The 25007-nt window shown below is 38.5% G+C and carries 20 protein-coding genes and 2 tRNA genes; 14 read left to right on the forward strand and 8 right to left on the reverse strand.

The window, feature by feature from the left end:
* Window positions 1-16 precede the first annotated feature (16 nt).
* On the reverse strand, window positions 17-694 hold the full coding sequence (locus tag H9565_RS06745) for a CBS domain-containing protein (protein ID WP_317195431.1): 678 nt from the start codon (window positions 692-694) through the stop codon (window positions 17-19).
* Between the two features lie 72 nt (window positions 695-766).
* Here H9565_RS06745 and H9565_RS06750 point away from each other — a divergent pair, with 72 nt between their 5' ends.
* From H9565_RS06750 to clpX, 6 genes are all read left to right on the forward strand, one after another.
* The gene (locus H9565_RS06750; RefSeq protein ID WP_215438452.1) at window positions 767-1483 is read left to right on the forward strand and encodes a pyridoxine 5'-phosphate synthase; all 717 of its coding nucleotides are present in this window, start codon (window positions 767-769) and stop codon (window positions 1481-1483) included.
* Window positions 1480-2253 carry an alpha/beta fold hydrolase gene (locus H9565_RS06755; RefSeq protein WP_215438453.1) on the forward strand — a complete coding sequence of 258 codons (774 nt, stop codon included), beginning with the start codon at window positions 1480-1482 and terminating at the stop codon, window positions 2251-2253. Before H9565_RS06750 ends, H9565_RS06755 begins: the two co-directional genes overlap by 4 nt.
* A 135-nt stretch (window positions 2254-2388) precedes the next feature.
* A complete protein-coding gene (locus H9565_RS06760; RefSeq protein WP_215438454.1) occupies window positions 2389-2739 on the forward strand; it encodes a phage holin family protein in 351 nt (116 codons plus the stop codon).
* Between the two features lie 96 nt (window positions 2740-2835).
* Window positions 2836-4158 carry a trigger factor gene (tig, locus tag H9565_RS06765; protein ID WP_215438455.1) on the forward strand — a complete coding sequence of 441 codons (1323 nt, stop codon included), beginning with the start codon at window positions 2836-2838 and terminating at the stop codon, window positions 4156-4158.
* Window positions 4159-4261: 103 nt separating this feature from the next.
* Window positions 4262-4942 (forward strand): ATP-dependent Clp endopeptidase proteolytic subunit ClpP, encoded by a 681-nt coding sequence (gene clpP, locus H9565_RS06770; protein ID WP_215438456.1) that lies wholly within the window; start codon window positions 4262-4264, stop codon window positions 4940-4942.
* A 98-nt stretch (window positions 4943-5040) separates the two neighbouring features.
* Window positions 5041-6276, forward strand: a complete 1236-nt coding sequence (gene clpX, locus H9565_RS06775; protein WP_215438457.1) for an ATP-dependent Clp protease ATP-binding subunit ClpX — start codon at window positions 5041-5043, stop codon at window positions 6274-6276.
* Between the two features lie 94 nt (window positions 6277-6370).
* Here the strand turns inward: clpX and H9565_RS06780 are convergent, their stop codons facing one another.
* Window positions 6371-6934: an alpha/beta fold hydrolase gene (locus tag H9565_RS06780; protein ID WP_215438458.1), complete on the reverse strand. Its 564-nt coding sequence runs from the start codon at window positions 6932-6934 to the stop codon at window positions 6371-6373.
* Between the two features lie 72 nt (window positions 6935-7006).
* A complete protein-coding gene (locus tag H9565_RS06785) occupies window positions 7007-8521 on the reverse strand; it encodes a GH3 auxin-responsive promoter family protein (RefSeq protein WP_215438459.1) in 1515 nt (504 codons plus the stop codon).
* A 77-nt stretch (window positions 8522-8598) separates the two neighbouring features.
* On the opposite strand from H9565_RS06785, the gene H9565_RS06790 reads away from it, so the two are divergent.
* Entirely contained in the window at window positions 8599-9393 is a 795-nt protein-coding gene (locus H9565_RS06790) for a DUF2797 domain-containing protein (protein WP_215438460.1), read from the forward strand.
* 114 nt (window positions 9394-9507) lie between these two features.
* Window positions 9508-10206, forward strand: coding sequence for a TVP38/TMEM64 family protein (locus H9565_RS06795; protein WP_215438461.1), 699 nt, complete (start codon window positions 9508-9510; stop codon window positions 10204-10206).
* A gap of 7 nt (window positions 10207-10213) precedes the next feature.
* Here H9565_RS06795 and H9565_RS06800 read toward each other — a convergent pair whose 3' ends face one another.
* Both H9565_RS06800 and H9565_RS06805 read right to left on the reverse strand, forming a co-directional pair.
* Window positions 10214-12934 carry an AsmA family protein gene (locus H9565_RS06800; RefSeq protein ID WP_215438462.1) on the reverse strand — a complete coding sequence of 907 codons (2721 nt, stop codon included), beginning with the start codon at window positions 12932-12934 and terminating at the stop codon, window positions 10214-10216.
* Window positions 12935-13112: 178 nt separating this feature from the next.
* Window positions 13113-13823 carry a queuosine precursor transporter gene (locus H9565_RS06805; protein ID WP_215438463.1) on the reverse strand — a complete coding sequence of 237 codons (711 nt, stop codon included), beginning with the start codon at window positions 13821-13823 and terminating at the stop codon, window positions 13113-13115.
* Window positions 13824-13929: 106 nt separating this feature from the next.
* Here H9565_RS06805 and H9565_RS06810 point away from each other — a divergent pair, with 106 nt between their 5' ends.
* Entirely contained in the window at window positions 13930-16029 is a 2100-nt protein-coding gene (locus H9565_RS06810; protein ID WP_215438464.1) for an OmpA family protein, read from the forward strand.
* 74 nt (window positions 16030-16103) lie between these two features.
* On the opposite strand, the gene sppA is transcribed toward H9565_RS06810, so the two are convergent.
* Window positions 16104-17867, reverse strand: a complete 1764-nt coding sequence (sppA, locus tag H9565_RS06815) for a signal peptide peptidase SppA (protein WP_215438465.1) — start codon at window positions 17865-17867, stop codon at window positions 16104-16106.
* A gap of 71 nt (window positions 17868-17938) precedes the next feature.
* Between sppA and folK the strand changes: the two genes are divergently transcribed.
* On the forward strand, window positions 17939-19084 hold the full coding sequence (gene folK, locus H9565_RS06820) for a 2-amino-4-hydroxy-6-hydroxymethyldihydropteridine diphosphokinase (RefSeq protein WP_215438734.1): 1146 nt from the start codon (window positions 17939-17941) through the stop codon (window positions 19082-19084).
* Here folK and H9565_RS06825 read toward each other — a convergent pair.
* Window positions 19081-19620 (reverse strand): RNA methyltransferase, encoded by a 540-nt coding sequence (locus H9565_RS06825; RefSeq protein ID WP_215438466.1) that lies wholly within the window; start codon window positions 19618-19620, stop codon window positions 19081-19083. The two genes, folK and H9565_RS06825, sit on opposite strands and share 4 nt — an antisense overlap.
* Before the next feature lie 199 nt (window positions 19621-19819).
* On the opposite strand from H9565_RS06825, the gene mutS reads away from it, so the two are divergent.
* The 3 genes from mutS to H9565_RS06840 all read left to right on the forward strand — a co-directional run bounded on the left by mutS (window position 19820) and on the right by H9565_RS06840 (window position 22766).
* Entirely contained in the window at window positions 19820-22402 is a 2583-nt protein-coding gene (mutS, locus tag H9565_RS06830; protein WP_215438467.1) for a DNA mismatch repair protein MutS, read from the forward strand.
* 132 nt (window positions 22403-22534) lie between these two features.
* Window positions 22535-22607: transfer RNA gene (locus H9565_RS06835), tRNA-Gly, on the forward strand.
* A 75-nt stretch (window positions 22608-22682) separates the two neighbouring features.
* A tRNA-Leu gene (locus tag H9565_RS06840) sits at window positions 22683-22766 on the forward strand.
* A 165-nt stretch (window positions 22767-22931) separates the two neighbouring features.
* Here H9565_RS06840 and H9565_RS06845 read toward each other — a convergent pair.
* Window positions 22932-24296 carry a DUF4041 domain-containing protein gene (locus H9565_RS06845; RefSeq protein ID WP_215438468.1) on the reverse strand — a complete coding sequence of 455 codons (1365 nt, stop codon included), beginning with the start codon at window positions 24294-24296 and terminating at the stop codon, window positions 22932-22934.
* Window positions 24297-24761: 465 nt separating this feature from the next.
* Here H9565_RS06845 and H9565_RS06850 point away from each other — a divergent pair, with 465 nt between their 5' ends.
* Complete coding sequence (locus tag H9565_RS06850; protein ID WP_215438469.1) at window positions 24762-24953, forward strand: hypothetical protein; 192 nt, start codon at window positions 24762-24764, stop codon at window positions 24951-24953.
* Window positions 24954-25007: the final 54 nt, after the last annotated feature.

Genomic DNA, 25007 nt, shown 5'->3' on the forward strand with positions numbered 1-25007 from the left:
ATAATCGCAAGAAATTCTATACGTTGAGATATTTATCCAGATAATCGGACCGTTCCTTTAAATCTTCCAAGAACTGGTCATCTGTATTTCCGAACAACACATTGTAGTTATAACGGCGGAATGTCTGCAGAATGTCGTTTAAATTTGAAGAGGCAATTTTAATAGTTATCTGCACAACATCATTCTTAGAATCGGTAATAAAGCCGCCTATCAACTTGGTGTTATTACTTTCAACAATTTGTGCAATTTCACTAAACGAGTAATCCTTAATACCCTTGGCCACAACTATAATACCACCTGGTTCCGTAAAAAATGGGGTATCTATAAAAACGCTTACTATATCCGTAAGGTCATAATAACCATCAATTCTACCTTTTTCATCAATTATAGGCACAAGATTGGCCTCATTTCTAGCAAAAACCTCCAAAACATCTAACCAACTGGTTTCTTTCCGAACAAAAAAGGTCTCCAAATCATAACGATATTGCTCTACCTTTTTATTGGTATCAAAATTTTCTAGGTCATTTTCACTTAACACACCAAGGTAAGCCCCGTTCTCGGTAACTGCAACGTGCGAGTACGTGGTATCCTTAAAAAAGGTGATTATCTCTAATAGTGAATCCCCTATTTTATAGGACGGAATGTTCGTTACTATGTGGTCTTGAATATGCATAACTCTTTCTACTAAACGCAAAATACTAATTAAAAATATCAAAAGGTATGCCTAATTTGTATTTTTGTACCAAATGGTTAATTCTATCGGTAAATGACAAAACTAAGCGTAAACATAAACAAGATTGCAACTCTAAGAAACGCCAGGGGCGGCAATATGCCGGATTTATTAAAAACCTCAGCGGATATAGAGTCTTTTGGCGCCGAGGGTATTACCATACACCCTAGGCCTGACGAAAGACACATTCGTTACCAAGATGCCCGAGACCTAAAAAACTTGGTCACCACAGAATATAACATAGAAGGAAATCCTATTGGACAATTCGTAGACCTAGTTTTGGAAGTACGCCCTACACAAGTTACACTTGTACCGGACGCGGTAGACGCCATTACCTCTAATGCAGGATGGGACACTGTTAAACACCAAGCTTTTTTAATAGACGTTATCCAAACTTTTAAGGATGCAGGAATCAGAACCTCTATTTTTGTTGATGCCGATGCCAAAATGGTTGAAGGAGCTGCCAAAACCGGTACGGACCGTATTGAGCTGTATACAGAAAGTTATGCGGAACAGTACGCCAAAGGAAATCATAGCCAAGGGGTGAGTCCGTTTACCGAAGCTGCCAAAGTTGCACAGCAATGTAACTTGGGCATCAATGCCGGACACGACCTAAGCTTGGACAATATAAAGTACTTTAAGGAAAATGTGCCGCATTTATTGGAAGTCTCTATTGGGCATGCCCTAATCTGCGAGTCGCTTTACCTTGGCTTGGAGAACGTTGTAAATATGTACCTGAACAAATTAAAATGACCGAAACCCTACACTCCAAAATATTAGGAACCGGCACTCCCCTATTGATTCTGCATGGGTTCCTAGGAATGTCCGATAACTGGAAAACCCTAGGCAACCAGTATGCTAAAGAAGGCTTTGAGGTACACCTCATTGATCAGCGGAACCACGGCAAAAGTTTTTGGTCCAATGATTTTGATTACGACCTTCTTAGCGAAGACCTCAAAACCTATATGGAAACCAATCAATTGGAAAATGCCATGATCATTGGCCATTCCATGGGTGGTAAGACCGCTATGCAATTTGCTTGCAACTACCCTAATCGCGTAAGCAAAATGATTGTTGCAGATATTGGGCCTAAATTCTACCCGCCGCACCATCAACCCATTATTGATGGATTGAACGCCATAGACCTAAGCACCATTTCATCAAGAAACGAGGCCGATTCCGAACTCGGGAAATACATTACGGATTTTGGAACAAGACAATTCTTGCTCAAGAACCTTTACTGGGTGGAAAAGGGGCAATTAGGTTTTAGATTCAACCTTAAAGTCCTAAGTGAGAAAATGAACGAAATTGGTGAGAACATAGGCACTACCGACTCTTATGACGGTCCAACCCTTTTTCTTCGGGGAGACCGATCGGAATATATAATGCAAACCGATCTTGAAGTTATAGAAACACATTTTCCAAATTCTGAATTACAAACTATAGATAACGCGGGCCATTGGTTACACGCGGAAAACCCAAAACAGTTTTTTGAAAAATCTATTCGGTTCTTAGAATCATAACCACGCCTTAAAACTATTTTTCTTAACAAAGACGTCTAGAGAGGACCGTACGCAATACTAAAAACAACAAAATCTTTTCTTTATCTTTAAGGGTGGCATAATTATTTGCCCCTAACTAAAAAATACCTTTCAATTATGAAACTCATTTTACGTGTTCTCCTAAGTGCTCTTGCTGTAGTTATACTTTCAAAAATTTTACCACACGTCTCCGTAGACAGCTATATGACAGCGGTTATAGTGGCCATCGTACTCAGCCTTTTAAATTTTATAGTAAAACCTATTTTAGTGATACTTACACTGCCGGTTACTGTACTAACGCTAGGTCTGTTCCTACTCATAATCAACGCAATAATCATTTTCCTTGCAGACAATCTCATAGATGGCTTTAACGTAGACGGTATTTTATGGGCCATAATTTTCAGCCTATTATTATCCTTTCTTCAATCTATATTGTTTTCTCTTTTGAAAGAGGATAAAAAATCGTAACGATTGTTTGAATCTCAACGATTTAAAAACTTGCTAGGGTACATTAATTGTAGTACTTTTGCATCCCATTTTATGGAAACAAAAAAGAAGATTTAGATGAATATTACAAAAGAGCAGATCGACGATCTAAATGCCGTCGTTAAAGTGGCCATCACCAAAGAAGATTACCAAGAAAAGGTAGACAGTATTCTAAGTGACTATAGAAAGCAGGCCAATGTACCTGGTTTCAGAAAAGGCCACGTACCAATGGGGCTAATAAAAAAGCAATACGGAAAGGCCGTTTTGGTAGACGAAGTAAACAAACTTCTTCAAGATAACCTTAACAAATACCTTACCGAAGAAAAATTAGATGTTCTTGGCAACCCACTTCCTAAGCAACAAGATAATTTTGACTGGGACAATGAAGAATTGGCTTTTGAATTTGAGTTAGGTCTAGCTCCTGAGTTTGAGGTTCCTTTAAAAACAAAGAAACCCATCACTCACTATAAAATCGTTGCCGATGATAAAATGGTAAACGAGCAAGTAGAACGTATTCAAAAACAATACGGAAAACTTATCAGCAAAGATGCCGTTGAAAAAAACAACGAAGTAACCGGTACTTTCAAAAACGAGGAAGCGGAAATAGACAATAAAGCCACTTTAGAACTTGACAAAATCAAGAGCAAAAAAGCTTTGGACGCTTTAAAAGGCAAAAAAGTAGGGGATGTGGTTACACTAAAATCTAAAGGTCTTTTTAAAGAAGACTACTTGCTTTCCAGTGTTTTTGGTGTTTCTCAAGATAAAGCTGCAGACTTAGATGTTGAAGCTACTTTTACCATTGAGGAAATTAACGAAAGAGAGCCTGCTGCTTTAGATCAAGAGCTTTTTGACAAGCTTTTTGGTGAAGGCGAAGTTAAATCTGAAAAAGACTTGAAACAACGTATCAAGGACGATTCAGAAAAACAATTTGAGCAACAGTCCGATCAGAAGTTATTGAATGACATTACTGAATATTTTATAGAAAACACCAAGTTTGAACTTCCAACAGAGTTCTTGACCAAGTGGATTCAGATGACCGGTGAGAACCCGTTAACGGAAGAAGAAGCCAATGAGGAGTATGAAAAATCCGAAAAAGGACTTCGTTACCAGCTAATTGAAGGCAAGGTCATTAAAGATAACAATATTGAACTTCAGTTTGACGAGTTGAAAGAATTTGCCAAAGGTTTCATTAAATCTCAAATGGCACAATTTGGCCAATTAAACCCTCAAGAAGAAGAATTGGATAATATAGCTGCTCGTGTATTGGGCAACCAAGACGAAGTTAAGCGTCTATCCGAACAACTAATGAGCCAAAAATTACTTACCCTTTACAAAGAGAAAGTAAACCTTAAGACCAAAGAGGTTACTTACGAAAACTTTGTGAAGGAAGTATACGGGTAATATTTCCAAAAAATTATAAGTATCTTTACGGTGCCGAAAATGTGATTTTCGGCACCTTTTTTTATTTCATGCCCCAGGGTACTTAAACATCGAACAGAAAAATATGGATTACGGAAAAGAATTCAAGAACTACGCTATAAATCACCAAGGTATTAGCAGTACCTATTACGATTCGATCTTAACGAGCATGTATCCCGTTGGTCTTACCCCCAACATTATTGAAGAACGTCAAATGAACGCCGTTGCCATGGACGTATTTTCAAGATTAATGATGGACCGTATCATCTTCTTGGGAACCGGTATTAATGATCAGGTAGCAAACATTGTACAGGCACAATTATTGTTTTTGGCCAGTACGGATGCACAAAAAGATATTCAGATTTACATAAACTCACCAGGTGGAAGCGTTTATGCCGGCCTAGGAATCTATGACACTATGCAGTTCATTGCTCCGGACGTTGCCACCATTTGTACCGGAATGGCCGCCTCAATGGGCGCGGTGCTTCTTTGTGCAGGTGAAAAAGGCAAACGAAGTGGCTTAACCCACTCTAGAGTAATGATTCACCAACCTATGGGCGGTGCTCAGGGCCAAGCAAGCGATATTGAAATTACCGCACGTGAAATCTTGAAGCTAAAATCAGAATTATACGAAATCATAGCCAAGCATTCAGGCCAGACTATAGACAAGGTTAACGAAGATAGTGACCGTGATTATTGGATGAAAGCCGAGGAAGCTAAATCCTATGGTATGATTGATGAAATTTTGGTAAGGGGGAAAGAATAATTTCGACCAAATGCTCATAACTAATTGGTTTTTCGAGTAAAACGATGAACCAAAACGCATTTATTTGCGTTTATTTTTCAAAGAAAGTACACTTTAATATGGCTAAAGAAAATTTAGAATGTTCGTTTTGTGGCAGAAAAAAGCCTGAGACCAATCTTTTGATTGCAGGTCTTGATGCACACATATGCGATCGATGTATAGAGCAAGCCCATGGTATTGTTACCGAAGAATCAAGACAGACCAAAACAAATGACCTTTCTTCAGAACTTACCCTGAAGAAACCTATTGATATTAAATCATTTTTAGACACTTACGTTATTGGTCAAGAGCGTACCAAAAAAGTAATGTCCGTTGCCGTTTACAATCACTACAAAAGGCTTTTGCAGCCCAAGTCAAAGGAAGACGATATAGAGATTCAGAAAAGTAACATTATAATGGTGGGCCAAACAGGTACGGGAAAAACCCTTATCGCAAAGACCATTGCAAAGATGTTAAATGTTCCTTTGGCCATTGTAGATGCTACCGTTTTGACGGAGGCTGGTTATGTTGGCGAAGATGTAGAAAGTATCCTTACCCGATTGTTGCAGGCCGCAGATTACAATTTGGAAAAAGCGGAGCGCGGTATTGTTTTTATTGATGAAATTGATAAAATAGCGCGTAAAAGCGATAACCCGTCCATTACCCGAGATGTATCCGGGGAAGGAGTTCAGCAAGGCTTACTTAAATTACTTGAAGGTACGGTTGTAAATGTTCCGCCAAAAGGAGGAAGAAAACATCCGGACCAAAAGTTTATTGAGGTAAATACCGAAAACATTCTCTTTATAGCAGGTGGTGCTTTTGACGGAATTGAACGCGCCATTACCAAAAGGTTGAACATGCAGGCCATAGGATATAGCGCAGCTAAAAGTGATGACGCCTTGGATTTGGAGAACATTCTTCAATATATAATTCCAAAAGATTTAAAAGAGTTTGGCCTAATTCCTGAGATTATAGGAAGACTTCCGGTACTTACACATATGAATCCGTTGGATGAGAAGACCTTAAGAGCTATTCTTACAGAACCTAAAAATGCGATAATCAAACAGTATGAAAAGCTGTTCGCTATGGATGATATTACTTTTTCCATTACGGACCAAGCCTTGGATTACATTGTTCAAAAAGCTATTGAGTACAAATTGGGCGCGAGGGGTCTTAGATCGTTGTGCGAGGCTATTTTTACCGATGCTATGTTTGAAATGCCTAGTAACGATGAAACGGAATTTAAAGTTACCAAGCCTTACGCCGAAAATAAATTATCTTACGAGACCATTAAAAAACTGAAAGCAGTTTCTTAAATCTCTGGTTATAAAGCAACAAAAAGCGGAATCAAAATATATTTGATTCCGCTTTTTTACTTTCTTGAGTGTTAGTTTAAAACCTCTTTACTCTTTATATCACTTTTTGCTTATTCGTTTTTCCTGAAACCTGTGTAGCCGTATTCAGCAAGTCAAGACAAACCTTTTTAATTATCTTTTCATCAGTGTACATATTATGGCTAAATCCTTTTACAAGCTCTCCCTCTACTCCAACTTCTTTGTACCAAGAAGCTTTGGGCCTATACACGTCGGCATCGCCAAATAAAAGTCTCATTGGTACTTCTGGTTTTTCTACTTCCGAGCGTACCCTGGTAGAAGAGACCGCGTATAATGATTTCATAGGCAAACCGGAAAGCGCCGCTTTCCAAGCTATAGCTCCGCCAATACTAAAACAAAGGTAGTGTGCCGGTTCTTTTTCTTTTTTTAGAAGATGTGCTACTGCCGTTTCTATACCTCCATTAACGAAAGCTTGATGAATATTCTCCTCTGAGTTTACTTTTACATCAATATTTCCCAATTGCTGGCAATCATAAAAAGTAATATTAAAATGCTGCTGAAGATATCCTAGGTATGAAGTAATCCAGAGCCCCTTTTTAGCTCCCCACATGTCGGATATGATTACAAGTCTTTCTGCCATAATATTAAATTTAATTTGCCTTTAGGTTAGTTTTGGGAATCAATTTCAATATTAAACGGGCAAATACCACTTTTAATTGTTCATTTGAAGCAATTCTTCGATATAGTCCCTTTTATTGGATAACCTAGGTATCTTATGCTGTCCGCCCAACTTCCCTTTTAGCTTTAACCAATCATAAAAAAGGTTTTCTCGGGCAATATGAATGGTAGGCATATTCAACGTAATATTATTATAGCGTTTGGCCTCATAATCTGAGTTTAAGGACTTTAAAGCATTATCTAGATATTCCGTAAATACGTTTATATCATCTGGCGGGTTCCTAAACTCAATAACCCACTCATGCGCCCCTTTTTCTTTCTCTACCATAAAAATTGGGCCAGCGGTATAATCCTTAATTTCAGCACCGGTCTTAAGGCAAATATTCTTAAGCGCTTCTTCGGCATTTTCAATAATCAACTCCTCTCCAAAGACATTGATATGGTGTTTGGTACGACCCGTAACTTTGATTCTGTAGGGACTGGTAGATGTAAATTTAATAGTATCGCCAATCTTATAGCGCCACAAACCGGAATTCGTGGTAATTATAATCGCATAATTGGTATTCTTTTTCACCTCCCACAACGGAATGGCCATTTGCCCTTCCGTGCCATACTCACTCATTGGAATAAACTCATAAAATATTCCATAATCCAGCATTAGCAATAAATCATCTGCATTATTACGGTCCTGAATAGCAAAAAAACCTTCGGAGGCATTATAAATTTCATAGTACTTAAAGCTTTTTCTCGGTAGCAGTTTTTTATACTGTTCCTCATAAGGGTTAAAGCTTACTCCACCATGAAAATAGACCTCAAGGTTTTCCCACACCTGGAACAAATTGTCCTTACCCGTTTCTTGCAGTACCTTATTAAGAAGCACCAACATCCAAGAAGGCACTCCTGCCAAACTGGTTACATTTTCTTGGGTACTTTCTTTTATAATGGCCTTTAACTTACTCTCCCACTCGCTCATTAAGGACACCTTACTACTTGGTGTACTGCTAAATTCTGCCCACAACGGCATGTTATCAATAAGTATTGCGGACAAATCCCCAAAATAGGAACCGTTGTCCTCGTACAACTCCTTACTACCCCCTAACCTGAGACTCTTTCCCGTAAATAACTGAGAGTTTTCATTATTGTTCAAATACAGACAAAGTAAATCTTTGCCCGATTTATAATGACAATCTTCAAGCGCTTCTTCGCTTACAGGAATAAACTTGCTCTTGGCATTAGTGGTACCACTACTCTTGGCGAACCATTTAATAGATGTTGGCCAAAATATATTCTGTTCACCGCGGCGTGTACGTTCTATAATCGGTTCAATCTGTTCATAAGAAGAAATAGGGACCCGCTCCCTAAAAGTTTCATAACTATTGATGGACTCAAAGTCATACTTTCTACCAATTTCTGTGTCTTCGGCAATTTCAATAAGTTGATGAAGCACTTCTTCCTGAACCTCTTCCGGGTATTTCAAAAAAAGTTCTATCTGGTGATATCGCTTTTTCAGCAACCAAGAAGCAATAGAATTGAATAAGGTAATCGGCATTTTTGGGTATCTTTGAATTCGCTAAATTTAGCTTTAATACTTATCATTTTCAAATACATTTTAAATCATACTTTTTTATGCAGTACGAAGGCGTTCTAAGAAAAATGCAGACCGAAATAGGAAATCCCATTCAATACTACATGGTTTTTGAAAATGATTTTTTAAATGTAAATCAAATCTTGGACAAAGCGCTTGAAATCAATTTTATAAAATTCCAATGTTTAAATTGTGGTAGGGACCGTCCCATTTTTCGTCAAGGTTTCTGTAAAACCTGTTTTTACGAAACCCCTTCTGCAGGTGATTGGATTATGCGACCCGAGTTGAGCACTGCCCACTTAGGCAAAGAAGACCGTGATCTTGAATATGAGAAAAAAGCACAATTACAACCTCATATTGTTTATCTGGCCAATTCAAGTAATATTAAAGTAGGGGTTACACGTAAAGCCCAAGTACCTACACGATGGATAGACCAAGGGGCGCACGAAGCTATTGAAATCGTAGAAGTTCCTAATAGATATTTAGCCGGAATAACCGAAGTTGCTCTAAAAGACCATGTAGGCGATAAAACTAATTGGCGCAAAATGTTGACTAACAATGTTGAGGACGAAAATCTGGTTGAATGGCGAAATAAGCTAAAACAATACATTCCGGATGAAGCCCAAGAGTACTATATTGCCGATAATGCCGAAACCAACCTTGAGTTTCCCGTCCTTGAATACCCGGAAAAAGTAAAAAGCCTCAATCTGACCAAAACCCCCAATTACAAAGGGATTTTAAAAGGGATTAAAGGCCAATATTTTATTTTTGAGGACAATACCGTTTTTAACGTTCGTAGCAACGAAGGCTACTATGTATCGCTTCAAATTAGCTAATCGCATAAACCCCATAAACCTCTAGCTGATACTTTTGAACCAAAAATTGTACGTTTAGGACTATTCCTCCTCCTCCAGCACAGGTATCTTGTAGCCAGAAGAAAATAGACCTTTATGACGCTAGAAGATTCAAAAAGCAAAAGCAAATGGCCCGTATACCTATCCCTCACCTTGGCAGGTATTCTCGTTGCCGGTTATTTTACGGTACCCTCTCTTGAATCTTTTTTTAACGAGGCTTGGCAAGTTTTAACTAGCGGCAATAGAAAAGAGGTCGAAAACTGGGTGTCACAGTTTGGAGCTTGGGGACCCATTGTTTTAATAGCAGCAATGGTAGCACAAATGTTCATGATAGTAGTACCATCTATAGTACTTATGGTAGCCTCGGTTCTTGCCTACGGACCAATTTGGGGCAGTATTATCATTTTTGGAGCAGTGTTCTTGGCTTCCTCCGTGGGCTACGCCATTGGCAAACTTTTAGGCAAAGACCAAGTAGAACGTATCATAGGCAAGAAAACAGAGGAAAAGGTAACCGGTTTTTTAGAGGATTATGGGTTTTGGGCAGTAATAGTAACCCGCTTAAATCCATTTTTATCCAATGACGCCATAAGCTTTGTTGGCGGTATTCTAAGAATGGGCTACTGGAAATTTATAGGGGCAACCCTTATCGGAATTGCCCCACTTACTCTTTTTATTGCCATTCTTGGTAAAAGCACCAATAGCATGAAAACCGGTCTGCTGTGGGGTTCTCTAATTAGCCTGGCTATATTTTTAGGCTACGTTTGGTACGATAAAAAACACAAGCAAAATGCCTGAATTGGCTCTACTTCTCCTTTTTCTTGCCCAACAGACCTCCTAAAATATTTTTCGCTTTCTCTTTAACCACATCTTCTTCCTTCTTCTTTGGTGTCGCAGTGTCCGTTTTAACCGTGGTCGTATCTTTTTTACTACCTCCTAAAAGACCACCTAAAACTTCTTTTACATCATCTTTAGTAGATGTTTTGGTAGAATCGGTTTTAGATGAATTTCCACCTAAAACATTACCGATTAAATCTTTTGCCTTATCCTTACCTTTATTGACCAATTTTTGTTTCTGAATCTCAACCAATTGATTGGTTAAGGTCTTTACTCCAGAGGTCAAATCCGTACTTACACTAGGGTTTTCATAATTACCCCCAATATTGGCAACTACGGGAATCTTCAAGTCTTTAAGGTCATCCTCACCTATCTGAGCGATCAACTTACCTATATCACTACCTAAATATTTAGCAGGCACCTCCATAGTAGCCTTGTAATCCATTTTTTTATCAAAAGTGTGGCTACCCCCAACATTGATGGCTATATCCTTATATTTTACAGTAAAAGGCTTCACGTTTACCAGACCATTTTCAAAAGTAAGTTTAGTTTTCAGGTCGTCTAGATTAAGCTGCTTTAGGTCAATAAAATTTAACTTACTATCTAGAGCGGTAAGCAACGGGGCACTTTCCGAATCAATTTCCTTTGTCATGATATCCGCAAAGATATCACCGGTCAAAGTCAACAGGTCCGGCACCAAATCATCCGTTAGACTACCGGACAGTTTAATATCCGAATCTAGCGTTCCCTTTAAAATCTGAGCAATTGGTGCAACTGCCTTAAAAAGCTCAAGAGACTTAAAAGTTTCACTTATCCCCAACTGCTTCATATCTAAATTCATGGCAAATCTTGGGGTCTCTTCTTTTGTTGAAACCTCACCATTAAAAGCCATTTTACCATTAAAAATAGAAGAGGTCATATTAGAAAGTGTAGCCTTTTCATCCTTGATCTTCAAATTACCTTTTACATCTTTTAACGTAAGGTTGTCATACAGAACCGTATTTGCCGATGCATTTATATTAGCATCCAAGAAAGATGGAATCTTAATTTTCTCCTCGGTAGTACCTGCTGTTTTGCTTTCTTCAGTTTTGTTTCCGGATACTTCGGGTTCCGTCTCCTCAACCATAAAATCGCTTAATGCAAAAGTGTTTGAAGAAAGGTCAAAATCTCCCTCTACCTTTTCGTCATTGAACATAAAGCCCAACAGGTTCTTAATAGTTCCTTTGGCACTAAAATCAGTCTTTCCGGTAGTACCGCTCAATTCATTAAGGGTAACCGTAGAAGGGTTAAAGGTTAAACTTGTGGTCTTAAGTTTTACAGGGTTTGGTATTTCAGCGGACTTGTATTCAAAATCGCTAACACTAATTTTTCCGTTTGTGGTGGTCTTCTCATATTGCTCCTTCTCTATGGAAGCCATATCAAATGCCGTACTTACATCTGCCACTAGAAGTCCCTTTAAATCTAAATCGGCCGGAACAGGATATGCCTTCTTAAGATTGGCCAAATTCATTTTACCATCTATATGGGCCTTTACCTTGGTATTACCCATTAACTCCTTAATATTAGCAGTCATATTAAACTTATCCTCATCGATCATAAAGGAAAGCTTGTCAATATCTACATACGTATCCTCTGCAATACCAGTGGTATTGTTAATCTCTGTATCTATAAAGACGTTTCTAACGGATTTTGGTAAATCGGGATATTTAAGAGATGCATTTTCTGAATTGATCTTAATATTGAACTTAGGAATATGCTCCTCATCTACAATACCGTTAAACTTACCATCTAACATAAAGTTTCCGGTAGTTTTAACGTTCTCTATATTTTTTGAATACTCCTGTGGAATAACCGCCAAAAAGTTTTTAAAGTCGGAAGATGGGGTCTTGAACGAAATATCAATCTCTTGGTTATCCTCATTCACTTTAATAAAACCATCAAATACTAAAGCCAACTGATTGATTAGGGCCTCATTTTTCAAGAAAGTGTATTTACTTTCCTTTAAGTCAACACCAATAAGGGCATCTAACTGAATTTTATTCTTGTTCAAGTAATTGGTACTGTCCATTTCAAAAGAAACCAAAGCTTCCGTAAACGTATCCAACTCTGATTTCTCCAAAGAAAGGTCGCCTTTACCATTGTGTTGCATCTCCGAAATCTCCAAAAGCATTCCGGTAGATCGGTCATCATATACAATTTTGGTGTCCGTAATGGCATACGATTGCAGGTCAAGGTTAAAACCATCCGTGCTTTCTGTTTCGGCAGGTGCATTGGGCTCATCAGAAGGTATAGCTATGTCAAAACTGGCATTTTCTTCCTTATCAATAGTAACATTAACGAGGGCACCATCTACGGTTAGACTTTTAACCCCTATAGGCTCATCCTGCCCTTTAAACAACTCTCCAATACCCATGGAAAGCGCTACTTTTTTAGAAGCAAAAAGCGTATCGCCTTCAAATGGTGCTTTGTTCAACAGAACTACATCTTCCAGACTTACTTCTGCATTGGGAAAACTACTAAAAAGGCTTAAATCGGCTTCCGAAAAATCAAGTGTAGCGTTCACATTATTGTTTACGTTATTCTTAATAATATCTCCAATTTTGGATTCTAGAAAGAAAGGAGCCGCAATCAACACACCCACTATAAGTAGTACTATTACTCCTATAATCCTGATTATTTTCTTTTTCATATTTTTAATTCAAATACTGATTCAAATAAAATTTAACGGAACAAAATAGGCATGCGTTCATCCAAACCTTAAAATCGCCATTAAACAAACCTCAACCTAACAAAAGTGGAGCGGTCTTTTTAGCTCTTAAATCAAGATTCTTAACCCTATCGGATACAACTCAAAAAAGCATTGAATATTATACCTCTAAGGCTATTTCTTCGCCCACGGCCAATTTGAACCGTTTTCTCATGATATATACGAGCAAATACAAAAAAGGAGTATCTAGAAATGCTATAAAAATCTTAAAAATGAATCCACTTACCACTAAGCCAAAAAATAGGTGCCATGGCAGAATTCCAAAAACACAAAGCAGCCCTACCACGGTGAAGGTATCTACAAACTGAGAAAGAAAAGTAGAAAAATTATTACGCACCCAAAGATACTTGCCTTTAGTAAGCTTTTTCCAAAAGTGGTAAATAGCAATATCTATGTATTGTGCAAAAAGATAAGCGATCATGGATGCCAAAACCGCTATGGGAGAAAGTGCAAAAACATTGGTAAACGTACTATCATCTACCGGAGAAGATGGTATGGCAGGGGCCACCTCTGCCACAAGAATTATCCCCATAGAGAACAAACTTGCAAAAATGCCGGCCGTAACTATCTGGTTAGCCTTTTTTCTTCCGTAAATTTCAGAAATCAAGTCCGTGATCAAAAAAGTAATGGGGTAAGGTAGGATTCCAACGGATACCTCAAACAAGGATACGCCAAAAATAGTAAAATCACCAAACGGGTTCCAATAGAAAAACTTCTGAAAAATAAGATTGGAAACCACCAATGAGGTAATAAAAAGGGCTCCCAAATACAGGTATATCTGATATGCCAAACGGCTATCTCTCACATTCATATGTAATTTCTTATTAAAAACATCGGTGAACGTTACAATTTCGCCGATGGTCGTTCGTTATTGCATCACTACCTAAAAACCAAAAATAGCTTAAAAAATACCAAGCATGAAAAAAACGATACTTACATCATTACTTGTTTTAGGCGGATTAAGTGCCAAAGCACAATCGTATGTCGGTTTCTTGACAGACAACTACAGCGGTGTACACAGCCTAATTTCCAACCCTGCAAACATTACCGATTCCAGATTTAAAACCGATATAAACATTGTAGGCGCAAGTACTTTCTTCAGTAATGATTACTACGGATTGAAATTGGGAGATGTAGTTACATCCGATTTTGACTTTGATACGGACGGCACAAAATACCCAAAAGACAGCAACAACTTTTTTGGAAATGCAGATGTGCTAGGCCCCTCCTTTATGTTCAACCTTACCCCAAAAAGCTCCTTGGCCATTTTTACCCGGGGAAGAGTAGGCTACAACGTAAATAAAATAAACGGAAATACCTTTGAAAGCATCTCCAACGATTTTGATGAGAACGATGATCTTTTGATCGATGAAGACGATGTGTACCTAACTGCAAATGCATGGGCAGAAGTTGGGGTTACCTATGCGCAGGTCCTCATGAACAAAGATCAGCATTTCTTAAAAGGAGGTATCTCATTAAAATACCTACAAGGTATGGGCAATGCCTACGCCAGCGGTAAAAACATTACCATAGATTATGATGCCGATGGCACTCCCCTTCCCGGAGGACGAACTACAGGAAGTATTGAGTCCGTTGGTGAAGTAAACTATGGACATAGTGATAATATTGATGACAACTTTGAAGATTTTGATGTTGAAATCGTTGATGGTGCCACAGGTTTTGGCGTAGACTTAGGAGCCGTATACGAATGGAGACCGGATTACGCTTCCTATTCTTCAAAAGACGGTTTTAACACTTTTAAACATCAGAATAAATACAAACTGAAATTTGCCCTTGCCATTAGTGATATAGGTTCCATTAACTATAAAAATGGTACACAGAACAATTATGATATTACGGGAACGGTAAATGAAGAAGATTTTGAAAACGAAGACAATCTAGAGGATATCCTAGATAATTTATACACCCAGACAGGAACAGGGTCTTCTGAAAAATTCGCTTTACCCACAGCTCTTCATTTTAATGTGGACTATAGTTTGAACCAAAGGTTTTACCTGAATTTAAACACGGATTTCTCATTACGTTCCAACAGCAAGGTAAACACGAATAGAATACCTACTATGGTGTCCTTAACTCCACGTTTTGAAAGTAAATGGTTCAGTTTTTATATGCCCGTAAGCCTTACCCAAGGTTCCGGAGCACAATGGGGTGCCGGTTTTAGAGCAGGACCTTTGTATATTGGTTCCGGGTCTGTTATGACCTTATTGTTAAGTGACAATTCCAAAGCTGCAGATGTATATGCAGGATTAAAAATACCGGTATACCAAGGAAAACCTAAAGATCGAGATGGTGATGGAATAGTAAACAGAAAAGACGATTGCCCCGATGAATTTGGACCAGCGGAAAACAATGGTTGCCCATGGCCTGATACTGATGGTGATACCGTAGTTGACAAAGACGATAAGTGCCCTGAAGAAGCAGGTGAAGTTTTAAACGATGGTTGCCCCTTGGTAGATTCCGACGGTGATGATGTTATGGATGAAGATGATAAGTGCCCAAATGAAGCGGGTGCTGCCGAAAATGAAGGATGCCCATGGCCTGACACTGATGGCGACGGTGTACTGGATAAAAATGATGACTGCCCCAATGAAGCGGGAACGGTTGCCAACAACGGTTGCCCAGAAGCACCTGAAGTTACCGAAGAAGTACAGAAGCAATTGAACGATTACGCCAAAACTATTCTTTTTAATTCTGGAAAAGCGAGTATTAAAGCGGAGTCTACAAGTGTTATGGTAGACATCATTACTATTCTTAAAGAATACCCGGATGCCAAATTTACCGTAGAAGGACACACGGATAGTGTAGGAAGCGAAGCTACCAACCAAAGGTTATCAGAGTCCAGAGCTACGTCCGTAAAAGATTTCTTGGTAGAAAAAGGTATAGACAGCTCCCGATTAACCGCTGTTGGTTATGGCGAAAGCAAACCTATTGCCTCTAACATGTACAAAGATGGTCGTGCTCAAAACAGAAGAGTAGAAATCAACCTTGTAAAATAGAACATCAAAATCAATTATATACCAAAAGAGCCAGCTACACGCTGGCTCTTTCTATTTTAAACAACTGATCTTTGTTATTTTATGTCCAACACAAAAGGCATGCGCGCCTGAACGCCTTCTTGATTCATAGCGGACTTTACTTGCTTTAGTATAGAATATGCTTCCATACCTATTTCCTCTTCTATAAACTCTTGTTTCACCTTTGCGCTGGCACCTCCTAAATCTTCTAAGATACGTTCCAGACCGGTTTTATATTTCGGAAACTTTTTTATTCCGTAATCACTCAATTCTGCCATTCGGGCGGCTTCGGCAATAGCATCCTCTAAATTACCAAGTTCATCTATGAGGCCTATACGCTTTGCATCTACCCCACTCCATACTCTACCCTGTGCCAAGCTATCCGCTTCTGCCATACTAATATTCCTCCCCTGAGAGACCCTTTGCAAGAAGGTATCATATGTATGCTCAATACTTTCCTGAACGTATCCTCTAAACTCACTGGTCATAGGCTCAAAAAATGAATATTCCAGAGAATTTTTGTTGGTCCCCACCTGTTCTGCATTTACACCTATATCCGCGGCCAACTCGGTCATATTGGGCACGGTTCCAAAAACTCCTATAGACCCGGTAACCGTTGTAGGTTCCGCAAAAATCTTGTTCGCACCAACTGCAATATAATACCCACCGGATGCGGCAACGTTACCCATAGAGACTATAACAGGCTTCACCTCTTTGGCCAATTCTATTTCTCGCCAAATGATATCTGAGGTCAGCGCACTTCCACCGGGAGAATTCACCCTAAGAACTATTGCTTTTACATCCTCATCTTCCTTCGCTTTAATAATGGCTTCGTTTATAATACCTTGACCAATTACATCAGGGCCACCTTCGCCATAAAGTATTTCGCCTTGCGCAAAAACAACGGCAATCTTATCCTTACCTTTTTTAAGCACTTTCTTGTTGGAACGAATTACATAGTCCTCTAAGGCTACAATATTTAAATCGTCCTCTTTTTTCAGATTAATGGCATTTCTTAGTTTTTCTTCATATTGATCAAAGAAAATAACATCATCTAAGAGGCCGTTTACTTTAGCATATTCTGGGGTTCTCCCTCCTAAAGTATCTGCAATAATGTTAAGATCGGTATGCGAAATACCTCTTCCTTTAGAGATGTCCTCAATCATTGAATTCCAAAGCGAACCCATTAATTCTTCAATCTGGGTTCTATTGGCCTCACTCATTTCATTAGAGATAAAAGGCTCTACAGCACTCTTATATTTTCCATGGCGAATAACCTCCATCTTTACACCGGTCTTCTCTTGTAAATCCTTAAAAAAAAGAACTTCGGTAGACAATCCACGAAAATCCAATCCACCTACCGGATTCAAAAAAATAGAATCCGCCACACTGGCCAAGTAGTAATCTTTTTGCATGTAAAAATCGCCATAAGTATAAATAAATTTACCCGAAGCCTTAAAATCTTCCAATGCCTTTCTTACCGCCTGTGTCTGTGCCAGACCGGCCATCATAAAGTTATTGTTGATGCTTATACCCTTAATATCATCATCATCTTTTGCTACGGTAATGGCATGCAGAATTTCATCCAAACCTTGGGATTGTTCCATAAATGCCCCGGTAAACGGATCCATATCATTGTTACCCACATAATCACTAATAGGCAACTTTAATTGTAGCTCCAAAATGGAGTTCTTTTTTATGGAGACGGTTTCTTCGGAACTACCTGCAATGCCAATAAAAATAATGGTCATTATGAAAATAACTCCAAAAGCAATCAAGCAGCCAATTATGGCCGCCAGAAGATTTCTTAAAAATTTCATGAAAATTGGGTTAGTATTTTTACCCAAAGATAATGAACTCACCTCTACTTTTTGTTACTTTGCTATATATTATGAGCAACCCCAAAACAGTTTACCTATCACTAGGAAGTAATCTTGGTGACACCTTAAATAACCTGCAAGACGCAGTATTCGCTATAAACAGCACCGCCGGAGAAGTCCAGAAGATATCTCATGTGTATCAAACAAGCTCTTGGGGTTTTGAATCTAGCGACTTCATGAATATTTGCCTGTCGTTAAAAACCACCATGGCTCCGCAAGAGCTTTTGCGCACCCTTTTAAAAATAGAAACGCAATTAGGAAGAAGACGATTTACGGAAGAAGGCTACCAACCTAGGCCTATTGATATTGACATTCTTTATTACGAAAGGGAGGTCCTTATTTCCGAAAACTTGGTTATTCCCCATCCGGAACTGACGTACAGGAAATTCGTGCTTAAACCTTTATCCGATATTGCACCGCAATTTTATCATCCGATAGTGAACAAGGATACACGAAACCTTATTCAAGAATGTAGGGACAAAGGTAAATTAGAACGTACGGCCTTTAAGCTGCATCGCAACAGAGCCGACCTATTTGCCCATTTAAACTTCATTGCTATTGAAGGTAACATTGGAGCAGGTAAAACTACCTTGGCCAACAAAATATCGGAAGATTTTAACGGGAAACTGGTATTGGAGCGTTTTGCGGATAACGCCTTCCTGCCCAAATTTTATGAGGATCAAAGCCGTTATGCCTTTCCTTTGGAGATGTCATTTCTAGCGGATAGATACCAACAGTTTACAGATGACACCTCGCAATATGACCTTTTCAAAAAGTTCATGGTGAGTGATTACGACATTTACAAGTCCCTTATTTTTGCACGGATTACATTGCAGGCGGAAGAATTTGAACTGTACCGAAAGCTTTTTCATTTGATGTACAAAGAGGTGAAAAAACCTAAAGTATACGTCTACCTCTACCAAACTACGGAACGTTTGCTGGATAACATTAAGCAAAGAGGCAGGGATTACGAACAAAAAATAGCCCCTGACTATCTTAAAAAGATTAACAAGGGATATTTTGAGTTTATAAAAGGATATCCGGAACAGAACAACTTGATTATTGAATTGGGAGATATGGATTTTGTAGAAAACAAAGACGACTACAATACCATTATTGATAAGATCACCAAATTTGCCGTTCGGTTGCCCAACTAAGATTTTAAGGCATTCCATTTAGACCAGAGGTCCCAAACAACCACACCTGCACTCACCGAAATATTCAATGAATGCTTGGTGCCGTATTGCGGAATCTCCACTACCGTATGGCTGGCGTTCACCACTTCTTGCGAAACTCCTTTTACCTCATTACCGAATACTAGCGCATACTTTTTATCCGTATTTACGGTAAGCTCATTAAGCATTACCGCATTTTCTGCCTGCTCAATGGCCAAAACCGTATAACCGTCAGATGTCAAGGAATTTACCAGATCAACCGTGTTTTCACGATATTCCCAAACCACACTCTCGGTAGCGCCCAAAGCTGTTTTTCTTATGTCTTTATGCGGAGGCTGCGCGGTAATGCCACAGAGGTATATTTTTTCTATTAGAAATGCATCCGCCGTCCTAAAGACAGAACCTATGTTATTCAAGCTTCGTATGTTATCCAAAACAATAACAATGGGCGATTTTTCGGCCTTTTTAAAAGCTTCTACATCCAATCGGTTCAATTCTTCATTCTTAAGTTTGCGCATGCTAAGATTTCCCTAAACGGGTTATTTTTATGGTTACATATAAGGCAAAACACTGAAGATAAACTTATCCTGAAATATCAACAATGGTTTAACATCCCTATAAAAAATAGTACTTTCGTTTTACTGACTTTCGCCGTAAAATTAAACTATTCTTATCGCTTTGGGAAAATCGCAAAAAACAAAAAAGGTAACGCCTTTAATGAAGCAATACAACACCATCAAGACCAAGTATCCTGATGCCCTGTTATTGTTCCGTGTAGGCGATTTCTACGAAACTTTTGGTGAGGACGCCGTAAAAGCATCCAAAATTCTGGGCATTATACTCACCCACCGTAATAATGGTGGTGACCGCACAGAATTGGCCGGTTTTCCGCACCACTCCCTCAACACCTATTTACCCAAATTGGTAAAGGCCGGTGAACGGGTGGCCATTTGTGATCAGTTGGAAGATCCCAAAATGACCAAGACCATTGTAAAACGGGGCGTTACGGAATTGGTTACTCCCGGCGTTGCCATGAACGACGATATTTTAAGCGCAAAGACCAACAACTTTCTTTGTGCCGTTCATTTTGGTAGAAAATTATTGGGTGTATCCTTTGTTGATATTTCTACAGGCGAATTTTTAACTTCGGAGGGCACCGAAGAACAAATAGACAAACTCCTGCAAAACTTTGCTCCTAATGAGGTTTTGGTTTCCAAAAAGCACAAAAAAGAATTTCTAGATGTTTTTGGGAAGCAGTTTCACACCTTCTATATGGAAGATTGGGTCTTTCAGAACGATTATGCGCAAGAAACCCTAACCAATCATTTTAAGACCAGCACCCTTAAAGGGTTTGGCGTAGACCATCTGGCACACGGTATTATTGCTTCCGGGGTGGTATTGCATTATTTATCCGAAACGCAACACCGCCAACTGCAACACATAAACAGTTTAAAACGTATTGCGGAAGAGGAACATATTTGGATGGACCGCTTTACAATCAAAAACTTGGAACTTTACCATTCCTATAATCAAAATGCGGTAACCCTTCTAAGTATTATAGACAAGACCTTATCACCTATGGGAGGGCGAATGTTGAAGCGGTGGTTGGCCTTACCTTTAAAAAATACGGAGAAAATTAGCCGAAGGCATCAAGTGGTTTCCCATTTGCACGGCAACGATGATACTTTATTAAAAATACAGCAGCGCATTAAGCAAATGGGCGATTTGGAACGCCTTATTTCCAAAGTAGCTACGGGAAAGGTAAATCCAAAGGAAATCGTACAGCTCAAGAATTCACTTGAAGCCATTATTCCCATAAAACAGCTTACGGCACAGAGTAAAGACGAGTCGCTTCAGCTTATATCAGACCAGCTACATGCTTGCGATATGCTTCGTAGCAAGATCAAAGAAATGATCAATGAAGAAGCTCCTGTTCATATTCCAAAAGGTAAAACCATTGCCGATGGATACTCGGACGAGCTGGACGAATTGCGCGGACTGGCTTTTTCGGGCAAGGATTATTTGGACAAAATGTTGGCCAGGGAAACCGAGCGCACCGGAATCACTTCCCTTAAAATAGCCTCCAATAACGTTTTTGGTTATTACATTGAAGTCCGAAATACACATAAAGACAAGGTACCGGAAGAATGGATACGCAAACAGACCTTGGTAAATGCCGAACGCTACATTACGGAAGAGCTCAAAGAATACGAAGCAAAAATCCTGGGTGCGGAAGAACGTATTCTCAACTTGGAACAACAGCTGTTTTCCCAATTGGTAGTTTGGGCACAGGAATATATTGCACCTGTGCAGAACAATGCACAGCAAATTGCGCAATTGGATTGTCTTTGCGGCTTTGCACAACTGGCCAAAGAGAACAACTACGCCAAACCGGTAATTAACGACTCTACCGAAATCAATATTAAAAACGGAAGGCACCCGGTCATAGAAAAACAATTGCCCTTGGGCGAGACGTATATTGCCAATGATGTAATTTTAAACCGGGACGAGCAGCAAATTATCATGATTACCGGTCCTAACATGAGTGGTAAATCCGCCATTTTAAGACAAACGGCGCTAATCGTACTTCTTGCACAAATGGGCTCCTTTGTACCTGCGGAAGCTGCCGAAATTGGTTATGTAGATAAAATTTTTACACGAGTTGGTGCGAGCGATAATATTTCTATGGGTGAATCTACTTTTATGGTAGAAATGAACGAAACAGCCTCCATCCTAAACAACCTCTCAGAACGCAGCTTGGTTCTTTTAGATGAGATAGGCCGTGGAACCAGTACTTATGACGGTATTTCCATTGCATGGGCTATTAGCGAGTATCTGCACGAACACCCGGCAAGGGCAAAAACACTTTTTGCCACACATTATCATGAGCTTAATGAAATGTGTAACACTTTTGAACGCATCAAAAACTTTAACGTATCCGTAAAAGAGCTAAAAGACAATGTTCTTTTCTTGCGTAAATTAACCGAAGGTGGAAGCGAGCATAGTTTTGGTATTCACGTGGCAAAAATGGCGGGAATGCCCTCCCAAGTCATTCACAAAGCGAACAAAATTCTCAAAAAATTGGAGAAATCGCACTCCAGTGAAGAGCTAACGGACAAATTACAAAGTGCCCAAGATGAAATGCAATTGAGTTTCTTTAATTTGGACGACCCCCTACTGGAACAAATAAAGGAAGAAATCACCTATCTAGATATCAACACCTTAACACCCGTTGAAGCCCTTATGAAATTGAATGAAATTAAGCGGTTGCTCACCAAAAACAAGAAGGCCACCTCTTGATTTTTTAGTCCTGAAAACCGTTTTTTTTTATTTTTCAGATTTCATAAAAAATTTCTTTGCGTTTTAGAGAATTGTATTAAATTTGCATCCGCATCTGTGAAAGATGTCACGTTCTTTACCTTAATACAAAACGCGAAAATAGCTCAGCTGGTAGAGCGCCACCTTGCCAAGGTGGAGGTCGCGGGTTCGAATCCCGTTTTTCGCTCTAAGAGCAAAATACCGCTCAACGAATTGAACGCTGCATGACAGCGTTTTTTTGTTAAAGACTTTACCAATAGCGGCTCGAGTGGTGGAATTGGTAGACACGTTGGACTTAAAATCCAATGGACATTAGTCCGTACGGGTTCAAGTCCCGTCTCGAGTACTTTAAACCCTTGTTAATCTTCGGATTTTCGAGGGTTTTTTGGTTTTATCCTCTCCAGAATCTTAATAGTGCATTTTATTTGAAATCAATTTTTCCAAACAATGTATAATACCCACTTACCCAACATGTAGCACTATATAGCTTTACAAAAATTATATACTTATGCTATCTTTGTTCAAATAAATGCTTTGGAAATTTATTTGATTTTTTTGCGGCTTCATTTTGTTCTACTTGAGCTTGTCTAATACTAACAGATTCTTTGAATTCCTTCGCTTCACTAGTTCTCACAAACTCAATATTCTTATCCAATATTTTATTGACCTCTTTCTCTATTTCATCTAATGAAACTTTAAAGAACTCCTTTCTAAAATTTATTAAATTCACACTTCTCTCCTTAAAGACTTGATGTAGCTGATATTCAAGAGCAGGTGCATTTGTCGAGAATATTAATGCATGAACATCGAATTTGAAAGGAACGGAAGAATCACCAAGCTCCTTTACTCTATCTAATGGCTCTAATCTACGTGTCAAACCAATTTTATACATATTCTCTCCAAAGGACCCAATATTAGAAATAACATAAACATAACCCGATTTTGTTTGCTGAGCCATGGACAAAGCCCTTTCTTTCTGATGGCGCGCAATACTAAGGTTAGTCTCTAAATCAGATATTTGACTCTGTAATTTAACAAGTTCTTCTCCGTCTACTAATCCCAAATCGTGCTTGGCTTTTTCTAATGCCTTCTGATACATAGCTTCTTCTTTTTCAGCTTTTCTTTTAGCTATGTTATAATCCCTTTGAGCTTTTTCTTCTTCTCTTATTCTTGCTCTTTCCTCCCGCTGCGCTTCTTTTTCTTCATACTTTTTAAGACTATATTCGTGAGTTAATTCCAGTTCCTTTTCCTTAAGATGCCAATACTCCTCATTGATTAAGATTTGATTCGACTTACCGAGCGCATTGATAGAATTTATTGATTTTAGTATTCTCACTTTTATATTCAATATATTATTCCATTTGACTTTAGAAATCAAAGCATCACATTCATTATTGAAAGCTCTTAACATCAATTTCATTTGACGATTAGTCATAGCCGTTCCCTTACTTGCGCTTCCTTCAACATACCACTGAGTATAGCAAGTAATAGCAGTTTTGTTTGAAATCATTTCTTTCTGTAATGCCTTTACTTTATATATCTCTTCTTTATAGCTGTCAGCAGTTTCGAAATCAAAAATGGGTTCGTAATGGCCATACGACATCAATTCTAACCGATTCTCGTATAATTCTGTCTCACTAACCAATTCATTATAAAGTTTCCTCCCCTTTTCATATCTAGTCTCAAGGGTTTCCATATTTGTTCTTAAAACCTGTAGCTCATTAGTAACAGTCTCAACTTCCTTCTTTAAGTCAATGATTTTTGAATATTTGGATAGTAAGGCCTGCCTCTCAGAATCACATTTATGTTTCTCCGACCTACATTTTTCCAAGTCACTAGTAACCTCCTCTAACTTTTTTTTATTGAACAAATCCATTTTTTCAGGTTATTTATGAGTACTCTATAAATACAAAAGGGGGAACTAAAAATAAAGTTTATTACACTAATTTGAAAAAACCTATTGAATTATCTTCTCTGCTTATTTCGCCCAAAACCCTCCTCACTCTCGAAATGGATCAAAACTTATTCTTCCAATCGTTGATTCATCAGAATGAAACTGCATGATTAAAAAACGATAGCAACCTTACCATCATAATTGTAAGATTGTTTCTTACAAAACAATTACGTCATAAATTCTTATATTTTTCACAAATCCATTGTATTTATTATTCTTCACATTATTTCGGTTTCTTAGGATTCCCCATAAAACAACTACAAGTATATTGAAATACCTTACATTTTAAGTAAGATAGTAACCCATTTGGACTACAATAACAAAACCTTAACACCATATACTTGCGATAGCTATCTATTATGATATGTTACAAGCTAAATAAATTTTATGAGGCTATTATATATCAGAAGAAAAACAAAAACAGAAAAGCACTATAGCGCGAAAATGGGGCCCTTAACCACAAGGGTAACTTCCATTAAGCGCTACTTTTTAGGGCTACCTATCAACACCCTTCAGAAATACCGTAAAACCTATTACGGAAAAATAAAGAACTATGATGAATGTCAACTCTTTATCTAAAACCAACCTCAACACTTTACTTTAAATATTCAATAGTAATCTTTTAAAACAAAT

It is taken from the genome of Zobellia russellii (genome assembly GCF_018728565.1).
GTDB classification, from domain to species: domain Bacteria; phylum Bacteroidota; class Bacteroidia; order Flavobacteriales; family Flavobacteriaceae; genus Zobellia; species Zobellia russellii.

Coding starts and splice junctions, on each gene's coding strand:
- H9565_RS06750 (WP_215438452.1), top strand. CDS start 767: ATGACAAAACTAAGCGTAAACATAAACAAGATTGCAACTCTAAGAAAC.
- H9565_RS06755 (WP_215438453.1), top strand. CDS start 1,480: ATGACCGAAACCCTACACTCCAAAATATTAGGAACCGGCACTCCCCTA.
- H9565_RS06760 (WP_215438454.1), top strand. CDS start 2,389: ATGAAACTCATTTTACGTGTTCTCCTAAGTGCTCTTGCTGTAGTTATA.
- tig (WP_215438455.1), top strand. CDS start 2,836: ATGAATATTACAAAAGAGCAGATCGACGATCTAAATGCCGTCGTTAAA.
- clpP (WP_215438456.1), top strand. CDS start 4,262: ATGGATTACGGAAAAGAATTCAAGAACTACGCTATAAATCACCAAGGT.
- clpX (WP_215438457.1), top strand. CDS start 5,041: ATGGCTAAAGAAAATTTAGAATGTTCGTTTTGTGGCAGAAAAAAGCCT.
- H9565_RS06780 (WP_215438458.1), bottom strand. CDS start 6,934: ATGGCAGAAAGACTTGTAATCATATCCGACATGTGGGGAGCTAAAAAG.
- H9565_RS06785 (WP_215438459.1), bottom strand. CDS start 8,521: ATGCCGATTACCTTATTCAATTCTATTGCTTCTTGGTTGCTGAAAAAG.
- H9565_RS06790 (WP_215438460.1), top strand. CDS start 8,599: ATGCAGTACGAAGGCGTTCTAAGAAAAATGCAGACCGAAATAGGAAAT.
- H9565_RS06795 (WP_215438461.1), top strand. CDS start 9,508: ATGACGCTAGAAGATTCAAAAAGCAAAAGCAAATGGCCCGTATACCTA.
- H9565_RS06800 (WP_215438462.1), bottom strand. CDS start 12,934: ATGAAAAAGAAAATAATCAGGATTATAGGAGTAATAGTACTACTTATA.
- H9565_RS06805 (WP_215438463.1), bottom strand. CDS start 13,823: ATGAATGTGAGAGATAGCCGTTTGGCATATCAGATATACCTGTATTTG.
- H9565_RS06810 (WP_215438464.1), top strand. CDS start 13,930: ATGAAAAAAACGATACTTACATCATTACTTGTTTTAGGCGGATTAAGT.
- sppA (WP_215438465.1), bottom strand. CDS start 17,867: ATGAAATTTTTAAGAAATCTTCTGGCGGCCATAATTGGCTGCTTGATT.
- folK (WP_215438734.1), top strand. CDS start 17,939: ATGAGCAACCCCAAAACAGTTTACCTATCACTAGGAAGTAATCTTGGT.
- H9565_RS06825 (WP_215438466.1), bottom strand. CDS start 19,620: ATGCGCAAACTTAAGAATGAAGAATTGAACCGATTGGATGTAGAAGCT.
- mutS (WP_215438467.1), top strand. CDS start 19,820: ATGAAGCAATACAACACCATCAAGACCAAGTATCCTGATGCCCTGTTA.
- H9565_RS06845 (WP_215438468.1), bottom strand. CDS start 24,296: ATGGATTTGTTCAATAAAAAAAAGTTAGAGGAGGTTACTAGTGACTTG.
- H9565_RS06850 (WP_215438469.1), top strand. CDS start 24,762: ATGAGGCTATTATATATCAGAAGAAAAACAAAAACAGAAAAGCACTAT.